The sequence below is a fragment of the Actinoplanes sp. NBRC 103695 genome, from assembly GCF_030269485.1.
GTDB lineage: Bacteria > Actinomycetota > Actinomycetes > Mycobacteriales > Micromonosporaceae > Actinoplanes.
Window position 1 is genome coordinate 36,094 of the sequence record NZ_BSTL01000025.1, and the last position, 23,104, is coordinate 59,197.

The following is a 23,104-nucleotide window of genomic DNA, read 5'->3' on the forward strand; positions in this document are numbered from 1 at the left end:
GGTTATGGTCGTCGCCGTGTGCGCATATCTGCTGGTCGCCGAGGATGACCGCGGTCAGGCCGAGGTGCTGCGGCGCTATCTGACGGCCGACGGCCACGACGCGCTCGTGGTGCACGACGGGCGGGCAGTTCTGGAGCACGCCCGGCGGCGTCCTCCGGATCTGCTGGTGCTGGACATCATGATGCCGCGCCTGGACGGTTTGAGCGTGTGCCGGATTCTGCGGGCGGAATCGGACATCCCCATTTTGATGCTCACCGCGCGCGCCGGTGAGGACGATCTGCTGACGGGTCTGGACGGCGGTGCCGACGACTATCTGACGAAGCCGTACAGTCCGCGGGAATTGACCGCGCGTGCGCGGGCGCTGCTGCGGCGTACGAAAACGTTCAAAAGGATGACCGTCGGCCGGGTGACCGTGGACGTGACCCTCCATCGGGTGCACGTCGACGACGAGCTGGTGGAGTGCACGCCGGGCGAGTTCGCGATCCTGGCCGCGATGGCCGGGCAGCCGGAGCGGGTCTTCACCCGCGCGCAGCTGTTGCAGCACACCCGGGGCGTGGACCGGGATTCGGTCGAGCGCAGCATCGACGTGCACGTGCTCAATCTGCGGCGCAAGATCGAGCCGAACCCTCGGCGGCCGTCCCGCCTGCTCACGGTGTACGGGATCGGCTACAAGCTGACCGCGGGCCCGCCGTGACGCGGGTTCCTCCGCATCGCAGCCTGATCGTCCGCCTGCTGGTGGCGTCCCTGACGATCGCGGTCGCGGCGATCGTGGCGGCCTCGTGGCTGGCGTCGCAGGCCACGTCGCGGACCATCCAGCAGCAGCTCGGGCAGTCGCTGAGCGACGACAAGGGCGTGTACGACGAGTTGCTCGGCTACGCGGCCACGCACCGGGACTGGTCGGGTGTGCGGCCGCTGGTCGCCACGCGGGCGGCGAAGCTGGATCGGCGGATCACGCTGATGACGGTGGACCGCGAGGTGATCGTCGATTCGCGGGCGGGCCCGTCTCTGGCGACGGCGCGTCCCTCGGCGACCGTGGATCCGCTGTCGGTGGATCCGGGGCTGGCCGGGCGTACCGGTCGCATCGATCCTCGGGTCGTCGGTCCTTATCGGACGACGCCGGCCGAGCAGAGACAGATCCGCGCGAAGCTGGCGGAGTCGATGGAGTGCATCCGCCACAACGACGCGGACGGGCAGATCGTCGACGGTCCGCACGGCCGTCCCACGCTGGTGGTCACCAATGTCAGTGCGAAGCCGAACTTCCCGTGCGCGGTGGTGCCGCCGGCGACGCCTACCGAGACCCGGGCGCTCGCCTCGCTCGGCAAGCTCATCGCCGCCTGTGCCGGGGCGGATCCCCGGAAGTTGCTGGTCGGCCCGGACCTCTCGGTGCGGGTGCTCGACGAGGCCACCGGCTGGTTCGACCAGGGTTTGACGGATCGGGCGGCCGGCTGCGTGGATCAGGCTCGGCGGACCCAGCTCGAGCCGTACGCCGCGCCTCCGGCCTTGCTGTTCGTCACCGACCCGGCCGATCCGACCGCCCAGGCCGCCTTCCCGCTCTCCCGCCAGAACCTCATTCGCACGGGTACGGCCACAGCTGTCGTGCTGATCCTCGCCGTGCTCGTCACGATCCTGGTGGGCGGCCGGCTGGTGCGGCCGCTGCGTGCGCTGACCGAGGCGGCGCAGCGACCGGCCGACAACCAGCGAGTGGCGGTCACCAGCCGTGACGAGATCGGTTATCTGGCTACCGCGCTGAACGAGCTCGCCGAACGCCGGGAACTGGCCGAGCGGCAGCGCAAGGCGATGGTCAACGACGTGGCCCACGAGCTGCGCAACCCGCTGACCAACATCCGCAGCTGGCTGGAGGCCGTGCAGGACGGTTTGGCGACGGTCGACGGCCCGCTGCTCACGCTGCTGCACGACGAGACGGTGCACCTGCAGCACATCGTGGATGACCTGCGTGACCTCGCCGCGGCGGACGCCGGGAGCTTGCGCATGCACCCGGAGGCCCTGCACGTGAACGACGCGGTGGACCAGGTCGTCGACGCGCATCTGCCCAACGCCGGGGCCGGCGGGGTGCGGCTGGTCACCGAGTACGCCGGGGATCCGGAGGTGGTGGCGGACCCGGTGCGGCTGCGTCAGCTGGTCGGCAACCTGCTCTCCAACGCCATCCGGCACAGCCGTCCGGGCGACGCGGTCACTGTCCGTACCGGCGTCGAGGCGGACCGGCTCAGCATCGCGGTGATCGACACCGGGGCCGGCATCGCCGCCGAGGACCTGCCGAGGCTGTTCGACCGGTTCTGGCGCGCCGACGAGTCGCGCAACCGGGCCACCGGGGGCAGCGGGCTGGGCCTGCCGATCGCCCGCAAGATCGCCGAGGCGCACGGCGGTGACATCACCGTGGAAAGCAGGCTGGGCTCGGGGACGACGTTCACGGCCACCCTGATGTACTAATTAGTACATGGAAGTCGCGGATCGACGGCGTGATGCCGAGCGCACCCGGGCCGACATCTTGGCGGTCGCCACCGAGGAGTACGCGCAGAACGGCTACAGCGGCGCCCGGGTGGACGAGATCGCCGCGCGTACCCGCACCACGAAACGGATGATCTACTACTACTTCGGCGGCAAGGAGCAGCTCTACCTCGCCGTGCTGGAGCGGGCGTACGCCGAGATCAGGGCCGCCGAGCGCGAGGTCGACGTCGAACATCTCGACCCGGTCGGCGCGATCCGCCGGATCGCCGAGGTGACGTTCGACCATCACGAGGCCCATCCGTCGTTCATCAACCTGGTCGGCGCGGAGAACGCGCAGCAGGGCAGGCACATGACGCACGTGGCCCGGCTGGTCGACCTGAACAGTTCGGCCGTCGACGTGCTGCGCGGCGTGCTGGCCCGCGGCCACGCCGACGGGCTGTTCCGCGACGACGTGGACGCCTTGGACGTGCACATGATGATCAGCGCGTTCTGCTTTTTCCGGGTGGCGAACCGGCACACGTTCGGCGCGATCTTCGGCCGGGACCTGCTGGACCCGGCGAGCCGGGAGCACTACCGCACGATGGTCGCCGACATGGTGGCCGGTTACCTGCAGAAGCCATGACCCGCCGATCGATCGCCACGGTCTGCGTCTCCGGGACGCTGGACGACAAGCTGGCCGCGGCCGCCGCGGCCGGGTTCGACGGGATCGAGCTGTTCGAGAACGACCTGATCGTGTCGCCGTGGTCGCCGGCCGAGGTCCGGTCCCGGTGCGCCGATCTGGGCCTGAGCATCTATCTCTACCAGCCGTTCCGCGACTTCGAGGCGACCCCGCATCCGGCCGCTGCTCTGAGGCGCGCTGAGCACAAGTTCGAGGTGATGGCCGAGCTCGGCGCCGACACGCTGCTGGTGTGCAGCTCAGTGTCGGCCGAAGCGATGGACGATGACGACCTGGCAGCGGAACAGCTGGCGGCACTGGCGAACGCGGCGGCCGGGAGAGGGATCCGCATCGCCTACGAGGCCCTCGCCTGGGGCCGGCACGTCAACACCTGGGATCACTCGTGGCGGATCGTCCGGGCCGCCGACCACCCCGCGCTGGGGCTGTGTCTCGACTCGTTCCACATCCTGTCGCGATCGTCCACTCTCGACGGTATCGAGGACATCCCGCCCGAGAAGATCTTCTTCGTGCAGCTGGCGGATGCGCCGCACCTGCGGATGGACGTCCTGCAGTGGAGCCGGCACCACCGGCTCTTCCCCGGCCAGGGATCGTTCGATCTGTCCGATTTTCTCGGCCGGCTGAAGAACTACGACGGCCCCCTGTCCCTGGAGGTCTTCAACGACGTCTTCCGGCAATCCGATCCGGAACGAACGGCCGTGGATGCCATGCGTTCGCTGCTGGCCCTGGAGGAGGTTCCCGCCGCACCGGAGTTGCGGGCTCACGCCTTCACCGAGTTCGGGGTGGACGGCCGCTCCGGGCCGGAACTCCAGGAAGCGTTGCGCGGCCTGGGTTTCACGCACACGGGCCAGCATCGTTCCAAGCCGGTCGAGCTCTGGGAGCAGGGCGCCTGCCGGGTGATCCTGAACAGCGCCGTGACCCGCCCGCGGACTCCCGGCACCGCGTCGCTCAGCGCCTTCGCCCTGACCAGCGCGGACCCCGCACAGTCCGGCGTCCGCGCCGAGGCCCTGCTGGCGCCTCCGCTCCCCCGGACCCGCGGCCCGCGCGAGGCGGAGCTGACCTCGGTGGCCGCCCCGGACGGCTCGACGATCCTGTTCAGCCGCGACGATGACGACTGGCGGGCGGACTTCCTGGCCACTGGCGAGATCGACACCGGCGGCGCCGGGCTCACCCACACCGACCATCTCGGACTGGCCCAGCCGTTCGACCACTTCGACGAGGCCGGTCTGTTCTACCGCTCGGTGCTCGGCCTGACCCAGCTCACCACCGAGGAGTACGCGGCGCCGTTCGGCCTGATGCGCTCACGGGCCTTCGCCACCGGCGACCGCACGATCCGGCTGGCCCTCACGGTGGCCCTGCTGCGTCGCGGCGACTGGGCGCCCGCGGTGGTCGACCCGCAGCACCTCGCCTTCGCCACGGACGACATCTTCGCCACGGCCGAGGCGATCGGCCCGACCCTGCCGGTGCCGGACAACTACTACGCCGACCTGCGGGCTCGCTTCGCGCTGCCGGACGAGACCGTGGAACGCCTGCGCCGCTTCGGCATCCTCTACGACCGCGACGCGACCGGCGGCGAGCTGCTGCACCTCTACACCCCGGTCTTCGGCGGGCGCGTCTTCTTCGAGATCGTCCAGCGCACGGGCGGTTACGACGCCTTCGGCGAGACCAACGCTCCGGTACGGATGGCAGCGCACCGCCACGCCCGCCTGTCGAGTTGAGCCGGGCGACGGCCACGATCAGGTCTCGTCAGGAGAACCTTGTCGACGCGGTGCCGAGGACGGTCAGCGTCGCCGACACCTCGATACCGGCCATCACCGGGACCATCGGGCCGAGCGCGCCGGAGAGCACCACCTGCCCGGCCCGCAGCGGGTCGCCGAGATCGCGGGCGGACGCGGACATCATGCGGGCACCGGAAAGGTGGTGCCGATGCCCATGCCGGTGATCCACTCGGGCACCGGCTCGTAGCTGTCCCAGACCAGCGGCAGCCCGGCCGCCGCGTGGCCGACCAGCCAGGTGCGGACCTCGTGACCGCCGCTGCCCGCCTCCTCCTCCAGTTTGTCGTGCCCCAGCGCGACGATCGGATCGAGGTCGAGTGTGTGGAGCTGACGCAGGAACCAGCGGTCCCAGTCGGCGTTGACCGGGGCGTCCGGGTTGCCGGCCATCGCGCGTACCCGGGGTTCCCGGACCGCGGCGAACGCGCGGGCGTCCTCGCGGCCGTGGATCAGGGACGCGCGGCGGTCGCCGACCACCGACGGGTCGCGTGGGTCGTTGGAGGGCAACCAGTGCGAGAGCCCGCCGCTGGCCACGATCAGCACCCGTCCGGCGTCGGGCGCCCGACGGATCGCCGTGCCGAGCGCCTCACCCAGCGCGACGCAGCGGGCCAGGCTCGGCAGCGGCGGCGCGGCCGTGTTCAGGACCAGCGGCACCATCGGGACCTCGAGTCCGCCGGTGCTCATCTCGTAGCTCTGCACCACGCCGTGGTCGACGGTCAGCGCGTACGACAGCGAGACGTCGAACCCGGCGTCGTCCAGCCCGTCCCGGATCGCCCAGCCCAGCCGGGACGCGACCGGCAGCGGACCGGCCGTGCTGCCGAAGTCGCCGAAGCCGACGGCCTCCTCGACGCCGAGCACGAACGGCGGCATCTGGTCGTAGAAGTTGGCGTGGAAGTGGTCGGGCCCGATCACCACGACGGCATCCGGCCGTAGCTCGGAGACCGCCGTGGCGACCAGGCGCGCGTCGGCCAGGAAGTGCGTGCCGGGCTCCCCCTCGGCGCCCGGCGGCAGCAACGTGGCGAACGGCGAGTGGGACATCCCCACGAAGCCGATGATCTCGGTCATTGTGGGTTCCCTCGCGAGACGGCTCTGTCGAGCAGCAGAAAGTCGCGGTGCGCGTCCAGGTATTCGCCGACCTTCTCCCACTGCGGCCAGTGCCCGGCGTCGGCGATCACGTGCAGGCGGGCGTCCGGCAGCCAGCCGAGCAGCAGGTCCGCCTCGTCCAGGCCGCCGGTCGGGTCGTGCTCGGTCCAGAGCAGCAGCGTCGGCGCGGTCACCCGGCTCACCCAGTGCGGCCCCCAGGCGTAGTCCTTGCGTACCTCAGGATCTTGAAGCACCAGGGTGTTGGTGATCGCCTGGACGAATCCGGGCCGGCTGTAGACCGCCTGGCGCAGCCGCACCAGCTCGTCGGTGACCATCTCCTTGTGGTGGAAGAGGAACTCCACCCGCCGCCGGACGGTCGCGTCGCTCGGGTCGCGGACCGCGGCCATCGTGCTGTCCCGCATCCGGGCCATCACCTCGGGCTTGTTCGCGATGTTGCCCGGGGTGTTCAGCACCAGCCGATCCACCCGTTCCGGATGATGCGCGGCGGTCCAGGCCACCACCCAGCCGCCGAGTGATTCGCCGGAGAGGTGGGCGCGGGCGATGCCCAGCGTGTCCATCAGCCCGATCAGATGATCAGACAGGACATCGATGGTGTACGGGCGGTCCGGCGTGTCCGACCACCCGTGCCCGGCCATGTCGTACGCGGTGACCCGGAAGTCGGCCGCCAGCCCGGCGATGTCGCGGGCATACGCCTCGAGATGACCACCCGTGCCGTGCAGCAGGATCAGGTCCGGGCCGTCGTTCCCCGCTCTCAGGACTCGGGTACGGACGCCGCCCACGTCCACGAACCGCAGCTCGTGCTCGACCGTGGCCAGCTCGCCCCAGATGCTGATGTGCGTCATGTTGTGCTGGCCACGCTCCGCGGCTCGGCGATCATTCGCCGTCGTGCTTGAGGCCGTAGCCTCCCCGCTCCCGCTCATATCCCCTCCCGGGCTTCCTTCATGGTCACGAGGCCGGCGCTCTCCCGGCGGGCGACGCCGAAGAGGCTCAGCAGCCGCGAGTTCTCGATCGTCAGGAACTCGACCGGCTGGTCCGCGGAGTCGTTGTGGTGCCGGTGCCAGGTCCACGGCGGCGTGTAGACGAACGCGCCGGTGGACCACTGCTCGACCTCGTCCTCCACCTCGGTGTGGCCGGTTCCGGAGATCACGAAGTGCACGGTCTCGTGGTAGTGCCGCTGCATGTCCGAGCTCAGCCCGGCCGGGATGGTCTGCCGGAACAGCTCGAACGTGGCGGTCGGCAGTCTCCCGGCGATCCGCAGCGTGGTCGGGTTGTGCACCTTCGCGGCGGGCAGCGTCTCCAGCTCGCTGTCGTGCACCACGATCGGGCGGGCCTGGCTGGGCCGTACCCGCGCCGAGATCGCGCCGAGGAAGTCGGCCATGTCGAAGTTCGGTCCGGACGTCGCCATCAGGGGGTCTCCGTTCTGCCACCGTCGACCGTGAGCACGGTCCCGTTGACGTAGCTTGCGGCAGCCGAGGCGAGGAACGCGACGGCCGCGCCGACCTCCTCGGGCAGGCCCGCCCGCCCGAGGGGAACCGTGGCGACGTCGGCCGCGTCCAGCTCGGCGTAGGTGGTGCCGGCGGCGTCCGCCCGGGCCGTCAGGATCTGGCGACGCCGGTCGGTGGCGGTGGGTCCGGGCGCCACGCAGTTGACCGTGACGCCGCGGTCCGCGTACTCCCGGGACAGCAGCTTGGCCGCGCTGGTCACCGCCGCCCGCAGCACCACGCTGGTGGCCAGGTCGGGTTGCGGCTGCCGGACGGCCGTCGAGGTCACCAGGACCACCCGCCCGAAGCCCCGGTCGGCCATCGCCGGCAATGCCGCGCGGGCCAGCCGCAACGGCCCGCGCAGCAGCAGATCGAAGGCGTGCTGCCAGCCGTCGTCGGTCACGTCGAGGATGCGGCCGGGCGGCGGGCCACCGGCGTTGAGCACGAGCACGTCGGCGGCGGTCGTGAGCCGCGGAACGTCCACGGCCAGGTCGGCGACGACCGTGCTGACCGCGGCGCCGGTGCGCTCGGCCAGCGTGGCCGCGGCCTTGTCCAGCGGCTCCGGGCGACGGCCGACCAGCACGACGTCGTGCCCGGCCCGCGCCAGGCACTCGGCGCTCGCGAAGCCGATGCCCGAGGCGCCGCCGCCGACAAGCGCCGTTCTTCTGCTGACTGGCTCCGTCATAGCGCCTAGCCTGACCGTCATGACCTTTCCGGACCTACGGTGAGTCCCGCTGAGCGGGACGCCGGCGCCGGCGGGCTGGATCGGGCCGCCGCGATCCTCGGCGCCTTCGACGAGCAGCACCGCGAGCTGACGCTGGCCGCGCTGGTCGCCCGCTCCGGGCTGCCCCGGTCCACCACCCACCGGACCGCCGACAAGATGCTCAGGCTGGGCTGGCTGGACAAGCCGGCCGAGCGGTACCGGATCGGCAACCGGCTGTTCGAGCTGTCCGGCCTGGCGCCGGTCCGGCACGAGCTGCGCGAGGCGGCGCTGCCGTTCCTGCAGGACCTGTTCCACGCCACTCGGACGACCGTGCAGCTCGGGGTGCTCAGCGGCATCCAGGTGCTGCTCGTCGAGAAGATCACCGGACATCGTCCGATGCCGATGTTGTCGCAGGTCGGGGCGTTATTGCCGGCGTACTGCTCGGCCCTCGGGCGGGCGATCCTGGCACACAGCGACGAGGCCACCGTGCAGGCGGTCATCGACGGCGGGCTGGAGCGGCGCACCCCGCGGACCATCACCACGGCCACCGCGCTGCGCCGGGAGCTGGCCGCCATCCCCGATCGCGGGCTGGCCGTCGAGCGCGAGGAGGGCAACATCGGGATGAGCTGCGTGGCGGCGCCGATCTTCGGGCCCCTGGGCGGGGTGGTCGCCGCCGTCTCGGTGACCGGGCCGGCCGCGCTGATCCGGGCCGACCGGGCCGGGCCGGCGGTGCGTCTGGCCGCGGCGGCCGCCTCCCGGGCGTACTCCAGCTCCAGTTTTCCGTCCCGCTGAGCGGGACCGTCGCTAGGCCGTTTTCTTCGCCGGACCGCACGCTGTGAACCAGCGCACATCCCCCGGAAACGTGGAGGTAACCGTGAGTCTCGGCGGTGGATACATGCTCAGCTCGCGCAAGGGGACTCAGATCCCGGCGATCGGGCTGAACATCACGATGAAGGCGAACGGGTCGGCGACCCGCGACGCCTACTCACTCTTCGAGTACGCGATCCCGCCGGAGACCAACGGCCCGCCACCGCACACCCACACCCGCGAGGACGAGTCGTTCATCTGCCTCGCCGGGCGGCTGGACGTGTCGCTCGGCGGCGAGGAGTTCACCCTCGAGTTCGGCGACTACCTCTACCTGCCGCGCAACGTGGTGCACACGTTCCGGAACCCGTACGGCGACGAGGCCCGGGTCGTCTCGGTGGTCTCCCCGGCCGGCCTGGAGGCGTACTACCAGGCGCTCGGTGAGCTGCCGCCCGGCCCGAAGGACATGGCGACGCTGAAGCCGATCATGGAGGAGTTCGGGATCCAGATGCAGCTCCCGCCGCCCGGCGGGGGGGCACTGAAGCCATGCGCGTCGGGATCATCGGCGCCGGCGTGGCCGGGTTGACCACCGCCAAGACGCTTCAGCAGGCGGGACACGAGGTTGTCGTCTACGACTCGGCGCCGGACGTGGGTGGCGTCTGGAGCCGTACCCGCCGTTACCCGGGACTGACCACGCAGAGCGCCAAGTCCACGTACGGCCTCTCCGACTACCCGATGCCGAAGGACTTCCCGGAGTGGCCGACCGGCGCCCAGGTGCAGTCGTGGCTGGCCTCCTACGCCGCAGAATTCGGCATCGCACCGCGCCTGAACACTCGCGTCGAGCGGGCCGCCCCGATCGACGGCACGTGGGCGCTGACGCTCGACTCCGGCGAGGTCGACGTGGTGGACCGGCTGGTCGTGGCCAACGGCGTGTTCTGCGAGCCGAACATGCCTTCCTGGCCCGGCGTCGACGAGTTCACCGCGGCCGGCGGCGAGGTTCTGGCCGGAACGCAGATGCATGACGCCTCGATGGCGAGCGGCAAGAACGTGCTGGTCGTCGGCTACGGCAAGTCCGCCTGCGACGTGACCGTGCCGCTCAGCGAGGAGGCCGCGAGCACCCACGTGATCGCCCGGCAGCTGCTGTGGAAGGTGCCGCGGAAGATCGCCGGCGTGGTGAACTTCAAGATGCTGCTGCTCACCCGGATGGGCGAGGCGCTCTTCCGTTACCACCGGCTGCGCGGCCTGGAGAAGTTCCTGCACGGCCCGGGCAACCCGATGCGCCGCAACATGCTCAACTCGATCGGCTCGGTGTCCCGCCGGCAGTTCAAGCTCGACAAGCTGGGCCTGGTGCCGCGCGGCACGATGGAGGGCATCGTCAAGGGCGCGATCGGGCTGGCCACCGAGGGCTTCTTCGAGGGCGTCGAGGCGGGCCGGATCGTCGTCCACCGGGACGTCACGATCACCCGGCTGCGGCCCGGTTTCGCCGAGCTCTCCGACGGCACCGTGCTCCCGGCCGACCTGATCGTCTGCTCGACCGGGTTCAAGCAGGGCGTGCCGTTCCTCTCCGGTCTCGAGGAGAAGCTCTTCGACGAGCGCGGCAACTTCCTGCTCTACCGGCAGATCCTGCCGCTGGGCGTCGACGGCCTCTACTTCAACGGCTACAACTCGTCCTTCTTCAGCCCGCTCAACGCGGAGATGGCCGCGGTGTGGATCGCGGCCCATCTGGCCGGCGCGGTGCCGCTGCCGGACCCCGAAGAGATGCGTACGCGGGCGGAGAAGCAGATCGCGTTCATGGACGAGGCCACCGACCGGCACCACAGCCGCGGCACCAAGATCATCCCGTTCTCCATGAAGAATGTCGACGAGGTGCTCGACGACCTGGACCTGAACATCAGCAAGCGGGTCCGCGCGTCGCACTGGCTGAACCCGGTGGACCCGTCCGCGTACCGCGAGGTGACCCCGGCCCTGGTGGCCCGGCTCCGAGCTCAGTCCTTGGAGGGCATACCGCCCCGACCAACCTCGTTGCCGTCCGGGTGGCGGTAGCTGACACCGTTCTCGTAGTTCTCCCGCGACTCAGGCTCGAGGCAGCGCGACGAACAGGTTCCACGCCATGCCAGAGATTGGCGGGCGTTGAACCATGTCCAAAACCACCCGTTGTGAACCGCGGGGGGTGTGGCATGCGCGAAGGCCGGTACGGTTCCGTCGTGTCCCAGATGCCGACGGGTGTGATCGCCAATCGTTACCGACTGGTGGCGCTGGTCGGCGCGGGTGGGATGGGCCGCGTCTGGGCTGCTCGCGACGAGTTGCTCGGCCGGGAGGTGGCGGTCAAGGAACTGGTGCTGCCGAAGGGTCTCTCCGAGGTGGAGCAGGCCGACCTTCGCGTACGCGTGATCCGTGAGGCCCGTGCCATCGCCCGGATCGACCATCCGAACGTGGTCCGCATCTACGACGTCCTGCACCAGCGCGGCGAGCCGTGGATCGTGATGGAGCTGGTCCCGTCCCGCTCCCTGTTCGACGTCGTCAGCAAGGACGGCCCGATGCAACCGGCACGGGCGGCCGAGGTCGGGCTCGGCGTGCTGGCCGCCCTGCGCGCCGCGCATCAGGCCGGGCTGCTGCACCGCGACGTCAAACCCGCGAACGTGCTGCTGGGCGCCGCCGGCCGGGTCGTGCTGACCGACTTCGGGCTGGCCACGGCCGCCGGGGACAGCTCGATGACCAGCACCGGGGTGGTTCTCGGCTCACCGTCGTACCTGGCGCCGGAGCGTGCGCTCGACGAGCCGATCGGGCCGCCCGCCGACCTGTGGTCGCTGGGCGCGACGCTCTACGCGGCCGTCGAGGGCCGGCCGCCGTACTCGAAGTCGTCCCCGATGGCGACCCTGGCCGCGCTGGCCACCGAGCCGCCGCGTCCGCCGACGCAAGCCGGGTCGCTGAAGCCCGCACTGGACGGCCTGCTCCAGAGGGATCCGGCGAAACGGGCCGACGCCGCGACCGCCGAGCGCCTGCTCCGGGCGGCGCTGACCGGCGTACCTCCGCGCAAGTCCCGCAGGAAGCTGATCGCCGCCCTGGTGGCCGCCGCGGCAGTCGTCGCGATCGTCGGCATCACGGCCCCCCCGATGCTCACCACGGCCCAGGACACGCCGGTCCTCGTCCCGGCGCCGCAGACCGTCCCGTCCTCGGCACCGGGCGCGCCGTTCGTGCCGCCGTCGGTGCCGGCCGCCAAGCCGCAGGCGTCCGCCTCCGAGCAGCAGGCGCCCGTCCCCTCGGCGGGTCCGACCAAGCGGAAGCCGGTCGCGCCGTCGAAGCCGTCGTCCACTCCCGCCAAGCCGGCCGCGGCGGGCAGCCCGCTCGAGAACGTGCAGTCCGGCACCTGCTTGCACCTCCCCGACTCCGGGGGCGCGCTGCAACTGGGGTCGTGCGACGGCACGGCCGGGCAGAAGTTCAACCTCGCCACCGACGGCACGCTGCGGGTGCTCGGCAAGTGCGTCCAGATCCAGGGCACCGACAACGGCGCCCGGCTGCTCGCTGCCACCTGCTCCGGCTCGGCGTTCCAGAAGTTCGCCTACAGAAACGCGTCCGACCTGGTCAGCGTCGCCGCCGACAAGTGCGTCGACGCGCCGGACGGCAGCAGCGCCGGTGGGGCGCAGGCCCAGATCTGGGGTTGCAACGGCACCGGCAACCAGAAGTGGCGCCACTGACATGCGCGTCATCGCGAAAAAGACCCGCCCACCCCGGCGGCGCTGGCTCCTGTTCGTCACGCTGCCCGTCGTCGTGTTGTTGCTGGCCGTCGCCACGGTCTACCTCTGGCCGCTGGGCGACGACCGCCTGCGGCGTTCGTCGGCGCCGGCGCTGGATTTCGCCGCTGCCACGGCCGCGGCGCAGCGTCAGGTCACCCAGGACCAGACCGATCCGACGGTACGCACGGAGTGCCGAACCCAATTCCTGACGCACGGCCGGCGCACCGCCCGCACCGTCCTGATGTTGCACGGCTACACCGGCTGCCCCGACGGCTTCAGCCGCCTGGCGAAGCTCTTCTACGACCGCGGCTACAACGTGTACGTCCCCCGCGAGCCCCGCCACGGCCGCGTCGACGAGGACGCTCACGAGTGGGTGTCCGCCCACGAGCTGATCGACTACGCGGACGGTTCCGCAGCCGTTTCCGCGGGCCTGGGCGACGAGTTCGGCGTGGTGGGCCTGTCCGGCGGCGGCAACCTGGCGACCTGGCTGACCGAGTACCGCTCCGACGTGAAGCGCGCCCTCCTGCTGGCCCCCTTCTACGCCCCCGACGCCACCCAGGCCCCACCGGCGCTGATCAAGCCGATGACCGTCCTGTGGGGCCACCGCCTGGTCCCCGAGCGCAAGAACGGCGACATGTTCTATTCCGCCCTGGCCCAGTACCTCCAGGTGCGGGCCAATTACAAGGACCGCCCGGTCAACGAGTCCCTGACCGCGCTCGCGGTGACGGCGTCCGGCGCCGACCGCCTGATCGACCTGCGTGAGGCTTTCGAGATCCCCCGCGAGATAGCCGAGACCAACGACGTCAAGCTCACCGAGTACGTGATCCCCGCCGACCTCGACCTCCCGCATGACATCGTCGGCCCGAACAGCCTCGGCCCCCGAGCCGCCGACCTGTACGCCCGCTACATCTCCCTCTACGAGGGCACGTAGCGCGCCAACCACGCCAGGCACTACCACTCGTGCACGGATCTACCACCGCGCCCATGGCCACAGACGCGAGCGGCAGGGCCACAGACGCGAGCGGCGTAGCCACGGCGAGGCACCCCCGGCCGCCTGGCAACCCCGGCGCTGGGCGGCCGATGCGGGCCTCAGCCCGGATCCGGACGGGGTGCGAGCGGCAACCGCAGAGACGCTGAGGAAGTTCGTCGCCGCCTCGGCATCAGGTGAGCGTCGAGCAGATCGTGCCGTTGAGGGTGAAGACGCTGGGCGGGACGTTCGGGCCGCTGTAGGAGCCGGTGAAGCCGACCGTCGTCGGTGTGCCGGTGCCGGTCACCCGGACGGTCCGGCCGACCTGCTCCCACGTCGCGTTCCAGCCGCCGGTCATGGTCTGCCAGGTCGTGGGCCACGTGAAGGTCAGGGTCCAGTCGGCGGGCGGCGTGCCGGTCGTCGTGACGTCGAGGTTCCAGACGAAGCCGTTGCCCCAGTCGGTGGTGCGGACCAGCCACACGCCGCACGTCGAGGTCGCGGGCGCCGGCGTCGTGAACGTCAGCGGCGCCGACGGGCGGGACGGGCGGCCGGCGGCGTCGCGGGCGATGACGTTCACCGTGTAGCGGCGGCCGGGTTCGAGGTTGCCCACCGTCAGCCCCGTACCCGTCGTCTCGCCCCAAAGCTCGCTCGCCCCGCCGTGCTGGCGGTAGACCTCGAACTTCGCGCCGGGCCGGCCGGTCCAGCCGATCGTCGCGGAGCGGTCGGTGACCGCGCTCGCCGCAAGACCGTTCGGCGCGGGCGGCCCCGCTTCGGCGCGGGCGGGTTGCAGGGTCACCAGGGTCAACGAGTACGCCGGGAGCACGCCAGCGCTGCCGGGGGTGACGGCCGTCGCGCCGTTCGTGTAGGTCGTCACGACCGGCGCAGCGGTCGACGGTGTCCAGCCGTGATAGTTGATCTCGATCGGCCGCGCGTTCGACGGATCCTTGTTGACCAGCAGCACCGCCAGGCTGCCGTCGGGCCGGCGGGACGCGTGGGCGCTGACCAGCGGATCGTCGGCGCTCGCCCGGACCAGCCGGTCACCGGGCCGCGCGAAGTCACTGACCATCGACAGCGCGTGGTACGGCGCGAACGGCGTGTTCAGAGCCGGCTCGCACACCGTGCCGTCGGAGGTGCAGGTGCCGCTGGACAGCAACCCGAAGTCGCCGTAGTCACGCTGCCCGGCGACGGTCGACACGGTGCCGATGCCGTTGTGCACGTTCCACCACTGCACGGTGAAGACGCCCTGTTCCAGCAGTCCGGTGTAGACGTCGGCGAGGAACAGCGCCCCGGGCTGGGTGTTCGGTCCGACGCCGACGTTGGTCTCGGTCAGGCTGATCCGGGTGCCGGGCCTGCCGTACGCGTCGATCTGCTCCCGCAGCAGGTGGACCGCGTCCTCGATGTGGGCGGCCTTGTCCACCGCTTCCGCCGCGGTGCCGCCGCCGGGATACCAGTGCACGTCGACGAAGTCGATGACGTCGCCGGCCCGGGTCAGCACCTCCTGGTTCCAGGTGCCAGTGTCGCCTTCGCCGACGAGGCCGTCCGGCCAGTTCCCGGGCATGGTCAGCACGGCGCCGATTTCGATGTCCGGGTCGACCGCCTTCATGGCCCGTGCGTAGGCGACGACGGTGGCCGCGTACTCGCGGGGGCTTTTGTCGGCGTGCTCGTCGGCCTCCCAGGCCGCGCCGTAGTGACCGTTGCCGTAGTTCTCGTTGCCGATCGTCCAGTACCGGGCGTCGTAGCCTTTGGTGACGTTGGCGTAGCGGACCCAGTCGGCCGCCTCCTGCGCCGTCCCGGTCCCGTAGTTGGCGATGATCATCGGCTCGGCGCCGGTCCGCCGGGCGCCCGCCATGAACGTGTCGAAGTCGGTGTTCGGCGCGACGTAGCCGCCCGGCGCGGTGTGGTCGCGCCAGTGGTAGATGTCGGCGTAGGAGCCGCCCGGGTAGCGGACCATCCGGACGCCGGCGTCGCGCAGCTTGTCGGCGACGGCGTTCGTGCCGAGTTCGGCGTCCCAGATGGCGTGGTTGACGCCGATCGCGGTGGCGGGCACGGTGGCGAGCCCGGCACGGACGTCGACGTCCACGGTGGTGGCCGCGGCCGAAGCGGGAGCGGCAAGGACGAGGGATGCGGCCAGGGTGGCGATGGGCAGGTACATGCTGTGCTCCTGAGGACGTAAGGATGTGGGAGCGCTCCCACAGTTCAGTCCATGCAGTGACAGCTGTCAATGGGCGGCCTACGCGTGCCTGAGCATCCCCTTCGGGATCGACGTCTTCGCATACCGCAGCGAACGCCACGTCTCCAACGCCCACTCCAGGTCGCCGGCGTCGTCGGTCAGCACGGCAAGCTGCACGTAGGAGGCGCGGCGGACGGTGTACCCGTACAGGCCCCACTGCCCGTCCTCCGCATACCAGGACGCGTAGCGCACCTCGTACGCATCAGATCCTGGCTCTCGGAATTTCTGCTCGGGCGCCTGGTGCACGTCCTGGAGGATCTCGTCGAGGACCGCCTCCGGCGCGCGCGTGGGCGGCGGCGTCGACACGTTCACCCACACCGTGCGCCCGCCGGGCCCCGCCAGCCGCATCGCACCCTGCTCGTCGCGGACGCGGAAGTCCTCGGAGAGCTCGATGCTCCAGTCCTCAGTCAGTCGTCGCCTCGCCACATGACCATCCTCCTGGATGGACGCAACGATGTCACCGCGCGATGTACCGCAGCATCACAACCTCGCCGAGCGATGGCTGCCGACTCCTGCCTCGGTGGGCCGGGACCGCGGGCCCGGCCCACCGAGACGGGCTCGTCCCTATCGGGTGGCGGGGACGATGCCGTTGAAGTCGCGCCAGGCTGTTCCGTAGTCCTGGAAGCCGATCCGGGCGCCGGCCGTACGCGTCGTCGTGCCCTTGGCGAGGATCTTGCCGCTCGCGGCCACCGAGTAGATCGGGCCGCCGCTGTCGCCGGGGCGGGCCGCCGTCTGGCCCTCGGTCTGTTCCGCCTCGACGAGGTCCTCGCGGTCGGCGTAGTAGAACAGCACCTTCAGGTTGCAGACCGGGCGGCCGAGCTCACGGGAACTGGTGACGCCGGACTGGCACAGGTACTCGCCGATGAACGTCCAGCCCCAGCCCTCGACCAGCGCGACCACGTTGTCGGTGGGCGTGCCGACGTAGACGTAGCCGTCGACGCTGGAGGTCGGCACCAGTTCCACGTCGTGGTCCTGGTGGCGAGAGGTGATCGTGCCGATCGCCTCGCCCCGGGCGTCGGTGTAGCGCTGACCGGTCTGGCCGCAGTGTGCCGCGGTGAGGATGTAGCTGGCCGACCCGTTCCGCACGCCGAAGCCCGAGGTGCAGGCAGTGCCCTGGTCGCGGTTGACGATCGTCGCTCCGCCCTTCCACGGCGCCGAGTCGTCGTCCCGGCTGACCTGGTCGAGCCCGGCCTCCACGGCCACGTCGACCGGGACGCCGACGTCCGGCACCGAGGCTCGTAGCGACGAGGGGACCGACACGACCAGACCGCTGCCGTCGGGCTTCAGCTTGATCGCCTGGACCGCGTCGCCACCGCCCGGCCAGCTCGCCCGCAGCCGCTCGGCGGCGCCGCGCAGTTCGGCCATCGAGTGGTCGGCGGCGCGCACCCGCACCGGCGCCGACTTGGACGCCTGCGCGACGACCCCGCGCAGGGACGTCGGCAGGGCGCCCTTCCACCACAGGTCGACGGCGGATTCCGCGAGGGAGATCCCGGCGTAGCCCGCGTAGTCGTGACGCTCGACCTCCCATCGGAGGACGGAGGCGGCTGCGATCAGCGGACGCTGCCGTTCCATCCGTTGAAGGTCCGCGGCCGCCAGCAGGGTCGTGGCGTCGACGACGGCGGGGCCGCCGGTGGTGGCGGCCGAGGCGGGCGCGGTGCAGAGGGCGGTCACGGTCACGGCGGCCGCAGCGGCCACCAGCCAGCGCCGATGCGGTGACATCGATGTCATCTTCGATCAACCTCCTGGGGGAGAGGACGAACACGGGGATCATCCATCGATGGATGTGGATGGAAGGTAGCACGCGGGGAGATCGCTGGCACCACCTGGCATCAATATGGCTTGTGCTGGCATCACTGTGGTGCCATAGTGGTGCCATCGCGGCGTCATCGACTGGAGAATCGACCATGGAAAAGCAGGGACCGGCGATCCGGGTCAGCGGATTGCGGAAGTCGTACCAAAAACTTGAAGTGCTCAAGGGTGTTGATTTCGAGGTCGCGCGCGGCAGCATTTACGCGCTGCTCGGCTCCAACGGAGCGGGCAAGACCACCATTGTGCGGATCCTTTCCACACTGCTCCAGGCGGACGACGGCGACGCGAGCGTCAACGGGTTCGACGTCGTCGCCGAGCCGGCGCGGGTACGCGAGTCGATCAGTCTCACCGGACAGTTCGCCGCGGTCGACGAGATCCTCACCGGCCGGGAGAACCTGGTCATGATCGGCCGGCTCCGGCGGATCGACGACCCGCGCCGGACCGCCGATGAGCTGCTCGAACGCTTCGGGCTCGCGGAGGCGGCCGGGCGCCGGGTGGCGACCTACTCGGGTGGCATGCGCCGCCGCCTCGACATCGCCATGAGCCTCATCGGTGACCCGCCGGTCATCTTCCTCGACGAGCCGACCACCGGACTCGACCCGGAGGGCCGGCTCGAGGTGTGGCAGGTGATCCAGAAACTCGCGCACGGCGGCACGACGATTCTGCTCACCACTCAATATCTCGACGAGGCGGAGAAGCTCGCCGACCGGATCGCCATTCTGCACGACGGCACGATCATTGTTTCCGGCACGCTCGCGGAACTGAGAGAACTGCTACCGCCGGCAAAGGTGGAGTACGTCGAACGTCAACCGACCCTCGAAGAGATCTTCCTGGCGATTGTGGGGCAGCGATGAATGACATCCGCGTGATGCTCGGGCGCTCGATGCGGCACGTGACGCGCAGCCTGGACACCATCATCACGGTGACGATCATGCCGATCGCGTTCCTGCTGCTGTTCAGATACGTGTTCGGTGGTGCCATCCAGACCGGCACCGACAACTACACCAACTACCTGATGCCCGGCGTCCTGCTGATCGCGATCGCCAGCGGCATCTCGTACACGGCGTTCCGGCTGTTCATGGACATGAAGAGCGGCATCTTCGAACGGTTCCACTCGATGCCGATCGCCCGGTCGTCCGTGCTGTGGGGGCACGTGCTCACCTCGCTGGTGTCCAACGCCATCTCGGTGGTGGTCATCATGCTCGTGGGGCTGATCATGGGCTTCCGCTCGTCGGCCGGCGTGCTGGCCTGGCTCGGCGTGGCCGGCATCCTCGCCCTGTTCACGCTCGCGCTGACCTGGCTCGCCGTGATTCCCGGCCTGACGGCATCCACGCCGGACGGCGCATCCGCCTTCTCCTATCCGCTCGTCTTCCTGCCGTTTGTGAGCTCGGCGTTCGTCCCGACCGGCACGATGCCCGGCCCGGTCCGCGTCTTCGCGGAGAACCAGCCGGTGACCGCCATCGTCAACGCGATCCGGTCGCTGTTCGAGCAGCAGCCGGTGGGCAACGACATCTGGATCGCCCTCGCCTGGTGCGCCGGCATCCTCGTGGTGGCCTACGGCTTCGCGATGGCGGCCTACCGCCGCAAGATCGCCTGAGGCGGCGGCCTGCCGCCGCAAGGACCGCCCGAGACGATGGCCGCCGGCCGCCGCAAGATCGCCTGAAGGCGTTAAGAAGTCGTCAAGAGGCACGCCCGGCCGCACCGAGACCCGCATTCTGTCCGGATGGACGGTGCGCGGGACTCGGTGCGGCTCGCGGTGGTGGTCGGCGCGCTCGGTGTGGTGTTCGGGGACATCGGCACCAGCCCGATCTACACCCTGCAGACGGTGTTCAACCCGGAGGACCCGCACCCCGTGCCGGTCAGCACCGACAACGTGTACGGGGTCGTGTCCCTGGTGTTCTGGTCCGTGATGATCATCGTCACGGTCACCTACATCCTGCTGGCGATGCGGATCAACAACGACGGCGAGGGCGGCATCATGGCGCTCATCGCGCTGCTGCGCCGGCGGGGCGCCCAGCAGGGCCGGCGTGCCGCCGGGGTGCTGGCCGCGGTCGGGATCTTCGGCGCCTCGCTGTTCTTCGGCGACAGCATGATCACCCCGGCGATCTCGGTTCTCTCCGCCGTCGAGGGTCTCAAGGTCGTCGAGCCGTCGCTGGGCGCCCTGGTCGTACCGATCACCGCCGTGATCATCGTGATGCTGTTCGCCGTGCAGCGTAAGGGGACCGCCGCGGTGGGCCGGGTCTTCGGGCCGGTGATGATCGGCTGGTTCGTGGTGATCGGCGTGTGCGGGGCGACCGGCATCGCCGGGAACCCGGCGATCCTGCGGGCGCTGTCGCCGACCTATGCGATCGGCTTCCTGACCGGCCACTTCGGCATCGCGTTCTTCGCCCTGGCCGCGATCGTGCTCGCGGTCACCGGCGCCGAGGCGCTGTACGCCGACCTGGGCCACTTCGGCCGGCGGCCGATCAGCCGCGGATGGCTGTTCCTGGTCTTCCCCGCGTGCGTTCTCAGCTACCTGGGGCAGGGCGCGCTGATCCTGGCCGATCCGGCGAACATCAGCAGCCCGTTCTTCCTGCTGGTGCCGGAGTGGGGCCGCCTGCCGATGGTGCTGCTGGCCACGGCGGCGACGGTGATCGCCTCGCAGGCGGTGATCACCGGCGCGTTCTCGGTCGCCTCCCAGGCCGCGCAGCTCGGCTACCTGCCACGCCTGCGGATCGCCCACACGTCGGAGTCCTCGATCGGGCAGATCTACGTGCCGTGGATCAACTGGCTGCTGCTGGTGTCGGTGCTCACGCTGGTCTTCGCGTTCCGCAGCTCGGCCGCGCTGGCCTACGCGTTCGGAATGGCGGTGACCGGGACGATCACGATCACCACGCTGTTGTTCTTCTACGTCGCCCGGTGGAAGTGGCATGCGCCGCTGTGGCTGATCGGGATCGGCGCGACCGTACTCCTGCTCGTGGATCTGTTGTTCGTGGCGGCCAACCTGACGAAGCTGGCGCACGGCGCGTGGCTGCCGCTGCTGATCGGGCTCACCGCGTTCACTCTGATGACGACCTGGCAACGCGGCCGCCAGATCGTCACGGCCGAGCGGGAACGCCGCGAGGGATCGCTCCGCGAGTTCATCGACGACCTTCGTGACAACACGTCGTCGACCGCGCGGGTGCCCGGCACCGCGGTCTTCCTGAACCGCGGCAAGCTGACCGCGCCGCTGGCCATGCGGGCCAACGTCGAGCACAACCGGGTACGCCACGACCAGGTCGTCATCATGTCGCTGCAGACCGAGCCGGTCCCACGGGTGCCGGCCGACGAGCGGGTCACCGTCGACGACCTCGGCTACGACGAGGACGGCATCATCCACGTGACCGCCCGGTTCGGGTACATGGAGACCCCGGACGTGCCGGCCATCCTGCGATCGCTCGGTCCCGCGACGACCGAGGGGCCGCTGCAGCTGGACCAGGCGTCGTACTTCCTGTCGAAGATCGAGCTTCGTGCGGGCCAGGCCCGCACGATGGCGTCGTGGCGGAAGCGCCTGTTCATGGCCACCTCGTACGTGACCGCCGACGCCGCCGAGTACTTCGGCCTCCCCCGCGACCGCACCGTCATCATGGGCTCGCACATCGAGGTCTGAGGGAAGATCCCTTGACCCGGAGTTTGCGCAACGCCCACTATGGAGATCGACATGCTTCGATCAAAGGCGGTGCGTATGCGCGTCCGAGTCGGGATTCTCCTGGCCGTAGTGGCTTCGCTGGTCATGACGGGACAGCCGGTGGTGGCCTCGGCGGCGCCCGCGCAACCGCTGGCCGCCGGGCGGTCGGCCATCTACGGCGGCGGCCCGTTCTACAGCGGCGGCCAGCCCGTCATGGACACGCTGCGAGCCTCCGGTTTCACCACCGTCATCCTCTGGGCCATCCACGTCCGCGCCGATACGGGTGACCTGTGGCTGAACGACATCCGCATCGTGTCCAACGGGCAGTACGTGGGCGACCCCGGCTGGCCGGCCCGGCTCGCCACGCTCAAGCAGGCGCCCACGTCGGTCAACCGGATCGAGGTCTCGGTCGGGTCGGCCGGGCCCGACGACTGGGGCGCGATCGCCACCCTGATCGCTCGGGACGGCACCGGCAGCGGCAGCGTCCTCTACCGCAACTTCCAGGTGCTGCGCATGATCACCGGCGCCGACGCGATCAACGACGACGACGAGCAGTCGTACAACCTGACGGCCAGCACCGCGTTCGCCAACATGGTCATCGGGCAGGGCTACAAGTTCACCTTCGTGCCGTACACCAACATCACGTTCTGGCGGAACCTCAAGAACAACCTGGGCGCCGCCGTCGACCGCGTCTACCTGCAGCTCTACGCGGGCGGGGCGGGAAACAACCCGGCCACCTGGGCGCAGCAGCTGGGCATGCCGGTCGATCCGGGACTGTGGAGCCGGCACGGCTCCGGCTGTTCGAGCGGCGACACCCCGGCCACCGTCGAGAGCCGCATGCGTGGCTGGGTGACCTCGGCCGGCATCCAGGGCGGCTTCCTGTGGCTCTACGACGACATGCAGGCCTGCTCCGCGCAGGGCACACCCGCCCAGTACGCGGCGGCGGTCAACAACGGCACCAGCTCCGCACCTGTGACCCTGCCGCCCGGTCGCAACCTCGCGGTGAACAGGACGGCCACCGGCTCGGCGTCGTGCAGCACCACCGAAACCCCGGCGAAGGCAGTCAACGGCAGCGTCTCCGGCGGCAACAGCGACAAGTGGTGCTCGCTCGCCGCCACCAAGCAGCTCCAGGTCGATCTCGGCGCCGGCACGTCGATCACCGGTTTCGTCGTGCGTCACGCCGGGGCTGGTGGCGAGCAGCCCGCGTGGAACAGCCGCGACTTCGACATCCGGGTCTCCAACGACGGGACGACATGGACGACGGTGGTCCAGGCCCGGGGCAACGCGGCCGACGTCTCCAGCCACGTCACTTCGGTGTCCGGCCGCTACGTACGCCTCGACGTGATCACCGCCGAGCAGGCCGCCAACTCCGCCGCCCGCATCTACGAGTTCGAGATCTTCGGCTGACGCCGCGACACCGTGACGAACCTGCCCTGCCGGTGAGCCTTGCGGAGCATCAGGAATCCGGCGACGCCGCAGACCAGGACGGAGAAGATGCTGGCCTCCGGGCCGAAGTCGCCGCCGCTGACGATCGCCGCGCCGTGCGGGGCGCCGTCGAGCAGGCCACCGACGGAGCCGTCGGAGCCGGACACGGTGGCGCCGAAGATGCCGGACAGGGCGAAGTTCCAGCCCAGATGGACGCCGATCGGGAGCCACAGCTTGCGGGTGAGCACGAAGGCGCCGGCGGTCAGCAGGCCGGCCTGGACGGCGATCGC

General features: G+C 70.4%; 22 protein-coding genes. 13 read left to right on the forward strand and 9 right to left on the reverse strand.

Translation table 11 applies throughout. The features are described 5' to 3' along the window. Positions 1-4: 4 nt before the first annotated feature. From QSK31_RS35760 to QSK31_RS35775, 4 genes are read left to right on the forward strand one after another with little or no spacing between them, the layout of a single operon-like run. Positions 5-694, forward strand: a complete 690-nt coding sequence (locus tag QSK31_RS35760) for a response regulator transcription factor (protein WP_502873063.1) — start codon at positions 5-7, stop codon at positions 692-694. Next, complete coding sequence (locus QSK31_RS35765) at positions 691-2,448, forward strand: sensor histidine kinase (RefSeq protein ID WP_285689115.1); 1,758 nt, start codon at positions 691-693, stop codon at positions 2,446-2,448. Before QSK31_RS35760 ends, QSK31_RS35765 begins: the two co-directional genes overlap by 4 nt. 7 nt (positions 2,449-2,455) lie before the next feature. Further along, entirely contained in the window at positions 2,456-3,088 is a 633-nt protein-coding gene (locus QSK31_RS35770; protein WP_285689116.1) for a TetR/AcrR family transcriptional regulator, read from the forward strand. Then, entirely contained in the window at positions 3,085-4,857 is a 1,773-nt protein-coding gene (locus QSK31_RS35775; protein WP_285689117.1) for a bifunctional sugar phosphate isomerase/epimerase/4-hydroxyphenylpyruvate dioxygenase family protein, read from the forward strand. Before QSK31_RS35770 ends, QSK31_RS35775 begins: the two co-directional genes overlap by 4 nt. Before the next feature lie 28 nt (positions 4,858-4,885). Here QSK31_RS35775 and QSK31_RS35780 read toward each other — a convergent pair whose 3' ends face one another. The 5 genes from QSK31_RS35780 to QSK31_RS35800 all read right to left on the reverse strand — a co-directional run bounded on the left by QSK31_RS35780 (position 4,886) and on the right by QSK31_RS35800 (position 8,181). Further along, a complete protein-coding gene (locus QSK31_RS35780; RefSeq protein WP_285689118.1) occupies positions 4,886-5,041 on the reverse strand; it encodes a hypothetical protein in 156 nt (51 codons plus the stop codon). Continuing rightward, positions 5,038-5,976 carry a DODA-type extradiol aromatic ring-opening family dioxygenase gene (locus QSK31_RS35785; RefSeq protein WP_285689119.1) on the reverse strand — a complete coding sequence of 313 codons (939 nt, stop codon included), beginning with the start codon at positions 5,974-5,976 and terminating at the stop codon, positions 5,038-5,040. Before QSK31_RS35785 ends, QSK31_RS35780 begins: the two co-directional genes overlap by 4 nt. Beyond that, complete coding sequence (locus QSK31_RS35790; protein WP_285689120.1) at positions 5,973-6,857, reverse strand: alpha/beta fold hydrolase; 885 nt, start codon at positions 6,855-6,857, stop codon at positions 5,973-5,975. The genes QSK31_RS35785 and QSK31_RS35790 overlap by 4 nt, the downstream gene beginning before the upstream one ends. Positions 6,858-6,931: 74 nt before the next feature. Then, positions 6,932-7,420, reverse strand: a complete 489-nt coding sequence (locus QSK31_RS35795) for a cupin domain-containing protein (protein WP_285689121.1) — start codon at positions 7,418-7,420, stop codon at positions 6,932-6,934. Continuing rightward, complete coding sequence (locus QSK31_RS35800) at positions 7,420-8,181, reverse strand: SDR family oxidoreductase (protein WP_285689122.1); 762 nt, start codon at positions 8,179-8,181, stop codon at positions 7,420-7,422. The genes QSK31_RS35795 and QSK31_RS35800 overlap by 1 nt, the downstream gene beginning before the upstream one ends. A gap of 39 nt (positions 8,182-8,220) precedes the next feature. On the opposite strand from QSK31_RS35800, the gene QSK31_RS35805 reads away from it, so the two are divergent. From QSK31_RS35805 to QSK31_RS35825, 5 genes are all read left to right on the forward strand, one after another. Continuing rightward, positions 8,221-8,991: an IclR family transcriptional regulator gene (locus QSK31_RS35805; protein WP_285689123.1), complete on the forward strand. Its 771-nt coding sequence runs from the start codon at positions 8,221-8,223 to the stop codon at positions 8,989-8,991. Positions 8,992-9,073: 82 nt separating this feature from the next. Then, a complete protein-coding gene (locus QSK31_RS35810) occupies positions 9,074-9,589 on the forward strand; it encodes a cupin domain-containing protein (protein WP_285689124.1) in 516 nt (171 codons plus the stop codon). Beyond that, on the forward strand, positions 9,550-11,046 hold the full coding sequence (locus QSK31_RS35815; protein ID WP_285689125.1) for a flavin-containing monooxygenase: 1,497 nt from the start codon (positions 9,550-9,552) through the stop codon (positions 11,044-11,046). The genes QSK31_RS35810 and QSK31_RS35815 overlap by 40 nt, the downstream gene beginning before the upstream one ends. Positions 11,047-11,216: 170 nt before the next feature. Continuing rightward, complete coding sequence (locus QSK31_RS35820) at positions 11,217-12,698, forward strand: serine/threonine protein kinase (RefSeq protein ID WP_285689216.1); 1,482 nt, start codon at positions 11,217-11,219, stop codon at positions 12,696-12,698. A gap of 1 nt (position 12,699) precedes the next feature. After that, positions 12,700-13,668: an alpha/beta hydrolase gene (locus tag QSK31_RS35825; RefSeq protein ID WP_285689126.1), complete on the forward strand. Its 969-nt coding sequence runs from the start codon at positions 12,700-12,702 to the stop codon at positions 13,666-13,668. A gap of 229 nt (positions 13,669-13,897) precedes the next feature. Here the strand turns inward: QSK31_RS35825 and QSK31_RS35830 are convergent, their stop codons facing one another. The 3 genes from QSK31_RS35830 to QSK31_RS35840 form a co-directional block, all read right to left on the reverse strand. Next, positions 13,898-15,856, reverse strand: coding sequence for a cellulose binding domain-containing protein (locus tag QSK31_RS35830; protein ID WP_285689127.1), 1,959 nt, complete (start codon positions 15,854-15,856; stop codon positions 13,898-13,900). A gap of 78 nt (positions 15,857-15,934) precedes the next feature. Beyond that, the gene (locus tag QSK31_RS35835) at positions 15,935-16,360 is read right to left on the reverse strand and encodes a hypothetical protein (protein WP_285689128.1); all 426 of its coding nucleotides are present in this window, start codon (positions 16,358-16,360) and stop codon (positions 15,935-15,937) included. Between the two features lie 138 nt (positions 16,361-16,498). After that, positions 16,499-17,653 (reverse strand): chymotrypsin family serine protease, encoded by a 1,155-nt coding sequence (locus QSK31_RS35840; protein WP_285689129.1) that lies wholly within the window; start codon positions 17,651-17,653, stop codon positions 16,499-16,501. Positions 17,654-17,838: 185 nt separating this feature from the next. Between QSK31_RS35840 and QSK31_RS35845 the strand changes: the two genes are divergently transcribed. The 4 genes from QSK31_RS35845 to QSK31_RS35860 all read left to right on the forward strand — a co-directional run bounded on the left by QSK31_RS35845 (position 17,839) and on the right by QSK31_RS35860 (position 22,796). Further along, a complete protein-coding gene (locus QSK31_RS35845) occupies positions 17,839-18,597 on the forward strand; it encodes an ABC transporter ATP-binding protein (RefSeq protein WP_285689217.1) in 759 nt (252 codons plus the stop codon). Then, the gene (locus tag QSK31_RS35850; protein WP_285689130.1) at positions 18,594-19,340 is read left to right on the forward strand and encodes an ABC transporter permease; all 747 of its coding nucleotides are present in this window, start codon (positions 18,594-18,596) and stop codon (positions 19,338-19,340) included. Before QSK31_RS35845 ends, QSK31_RS35850 begins: the two co-directional genes overlap by 4 nt. Before the next feature lie 126 nt (positions 19,341-19,466). Then, positions 19,467-21,371, forward strand: a complete 1,905-nt coding sequence (locus QSK31_RS35855; protein ID WP_285689131.1) for a potassium transporter Kup — start codon at positions 19,467-19,469, stop codon at positions 21,369-21,371. 75 nt (positions 21,372-21,446) lie between these two features. Continuing rightward, complete coding sequence (locus QSK31_RS35860) at positions 21,447-22,796, forward strand: discoidin domain-containing protein (RefSeq protein WP_285689132.1); 1,350 nt, start codon at positions 21,447-21,449, stop codon at positions 22,794-22,796. Here QSK31_RS35860 and QSK31_RS35865 read toward each other — a convergent pair. Next, positions 22,772-23,062, reverse strand: coding sequence for a hypothetical protein (locus QSK31_RS35865; protein ID WP_285689133.1), 291 nt, complete (start codon positions 23,060-23,062; stop codon positions 22,772-22,774). The genes QSK31_RS35860 and QSK31_RS35865 overlap by 25 nt on opposite strands. Between the last annotated feature and the right edge of the window lie 42 nt (positions 23,063-23,104).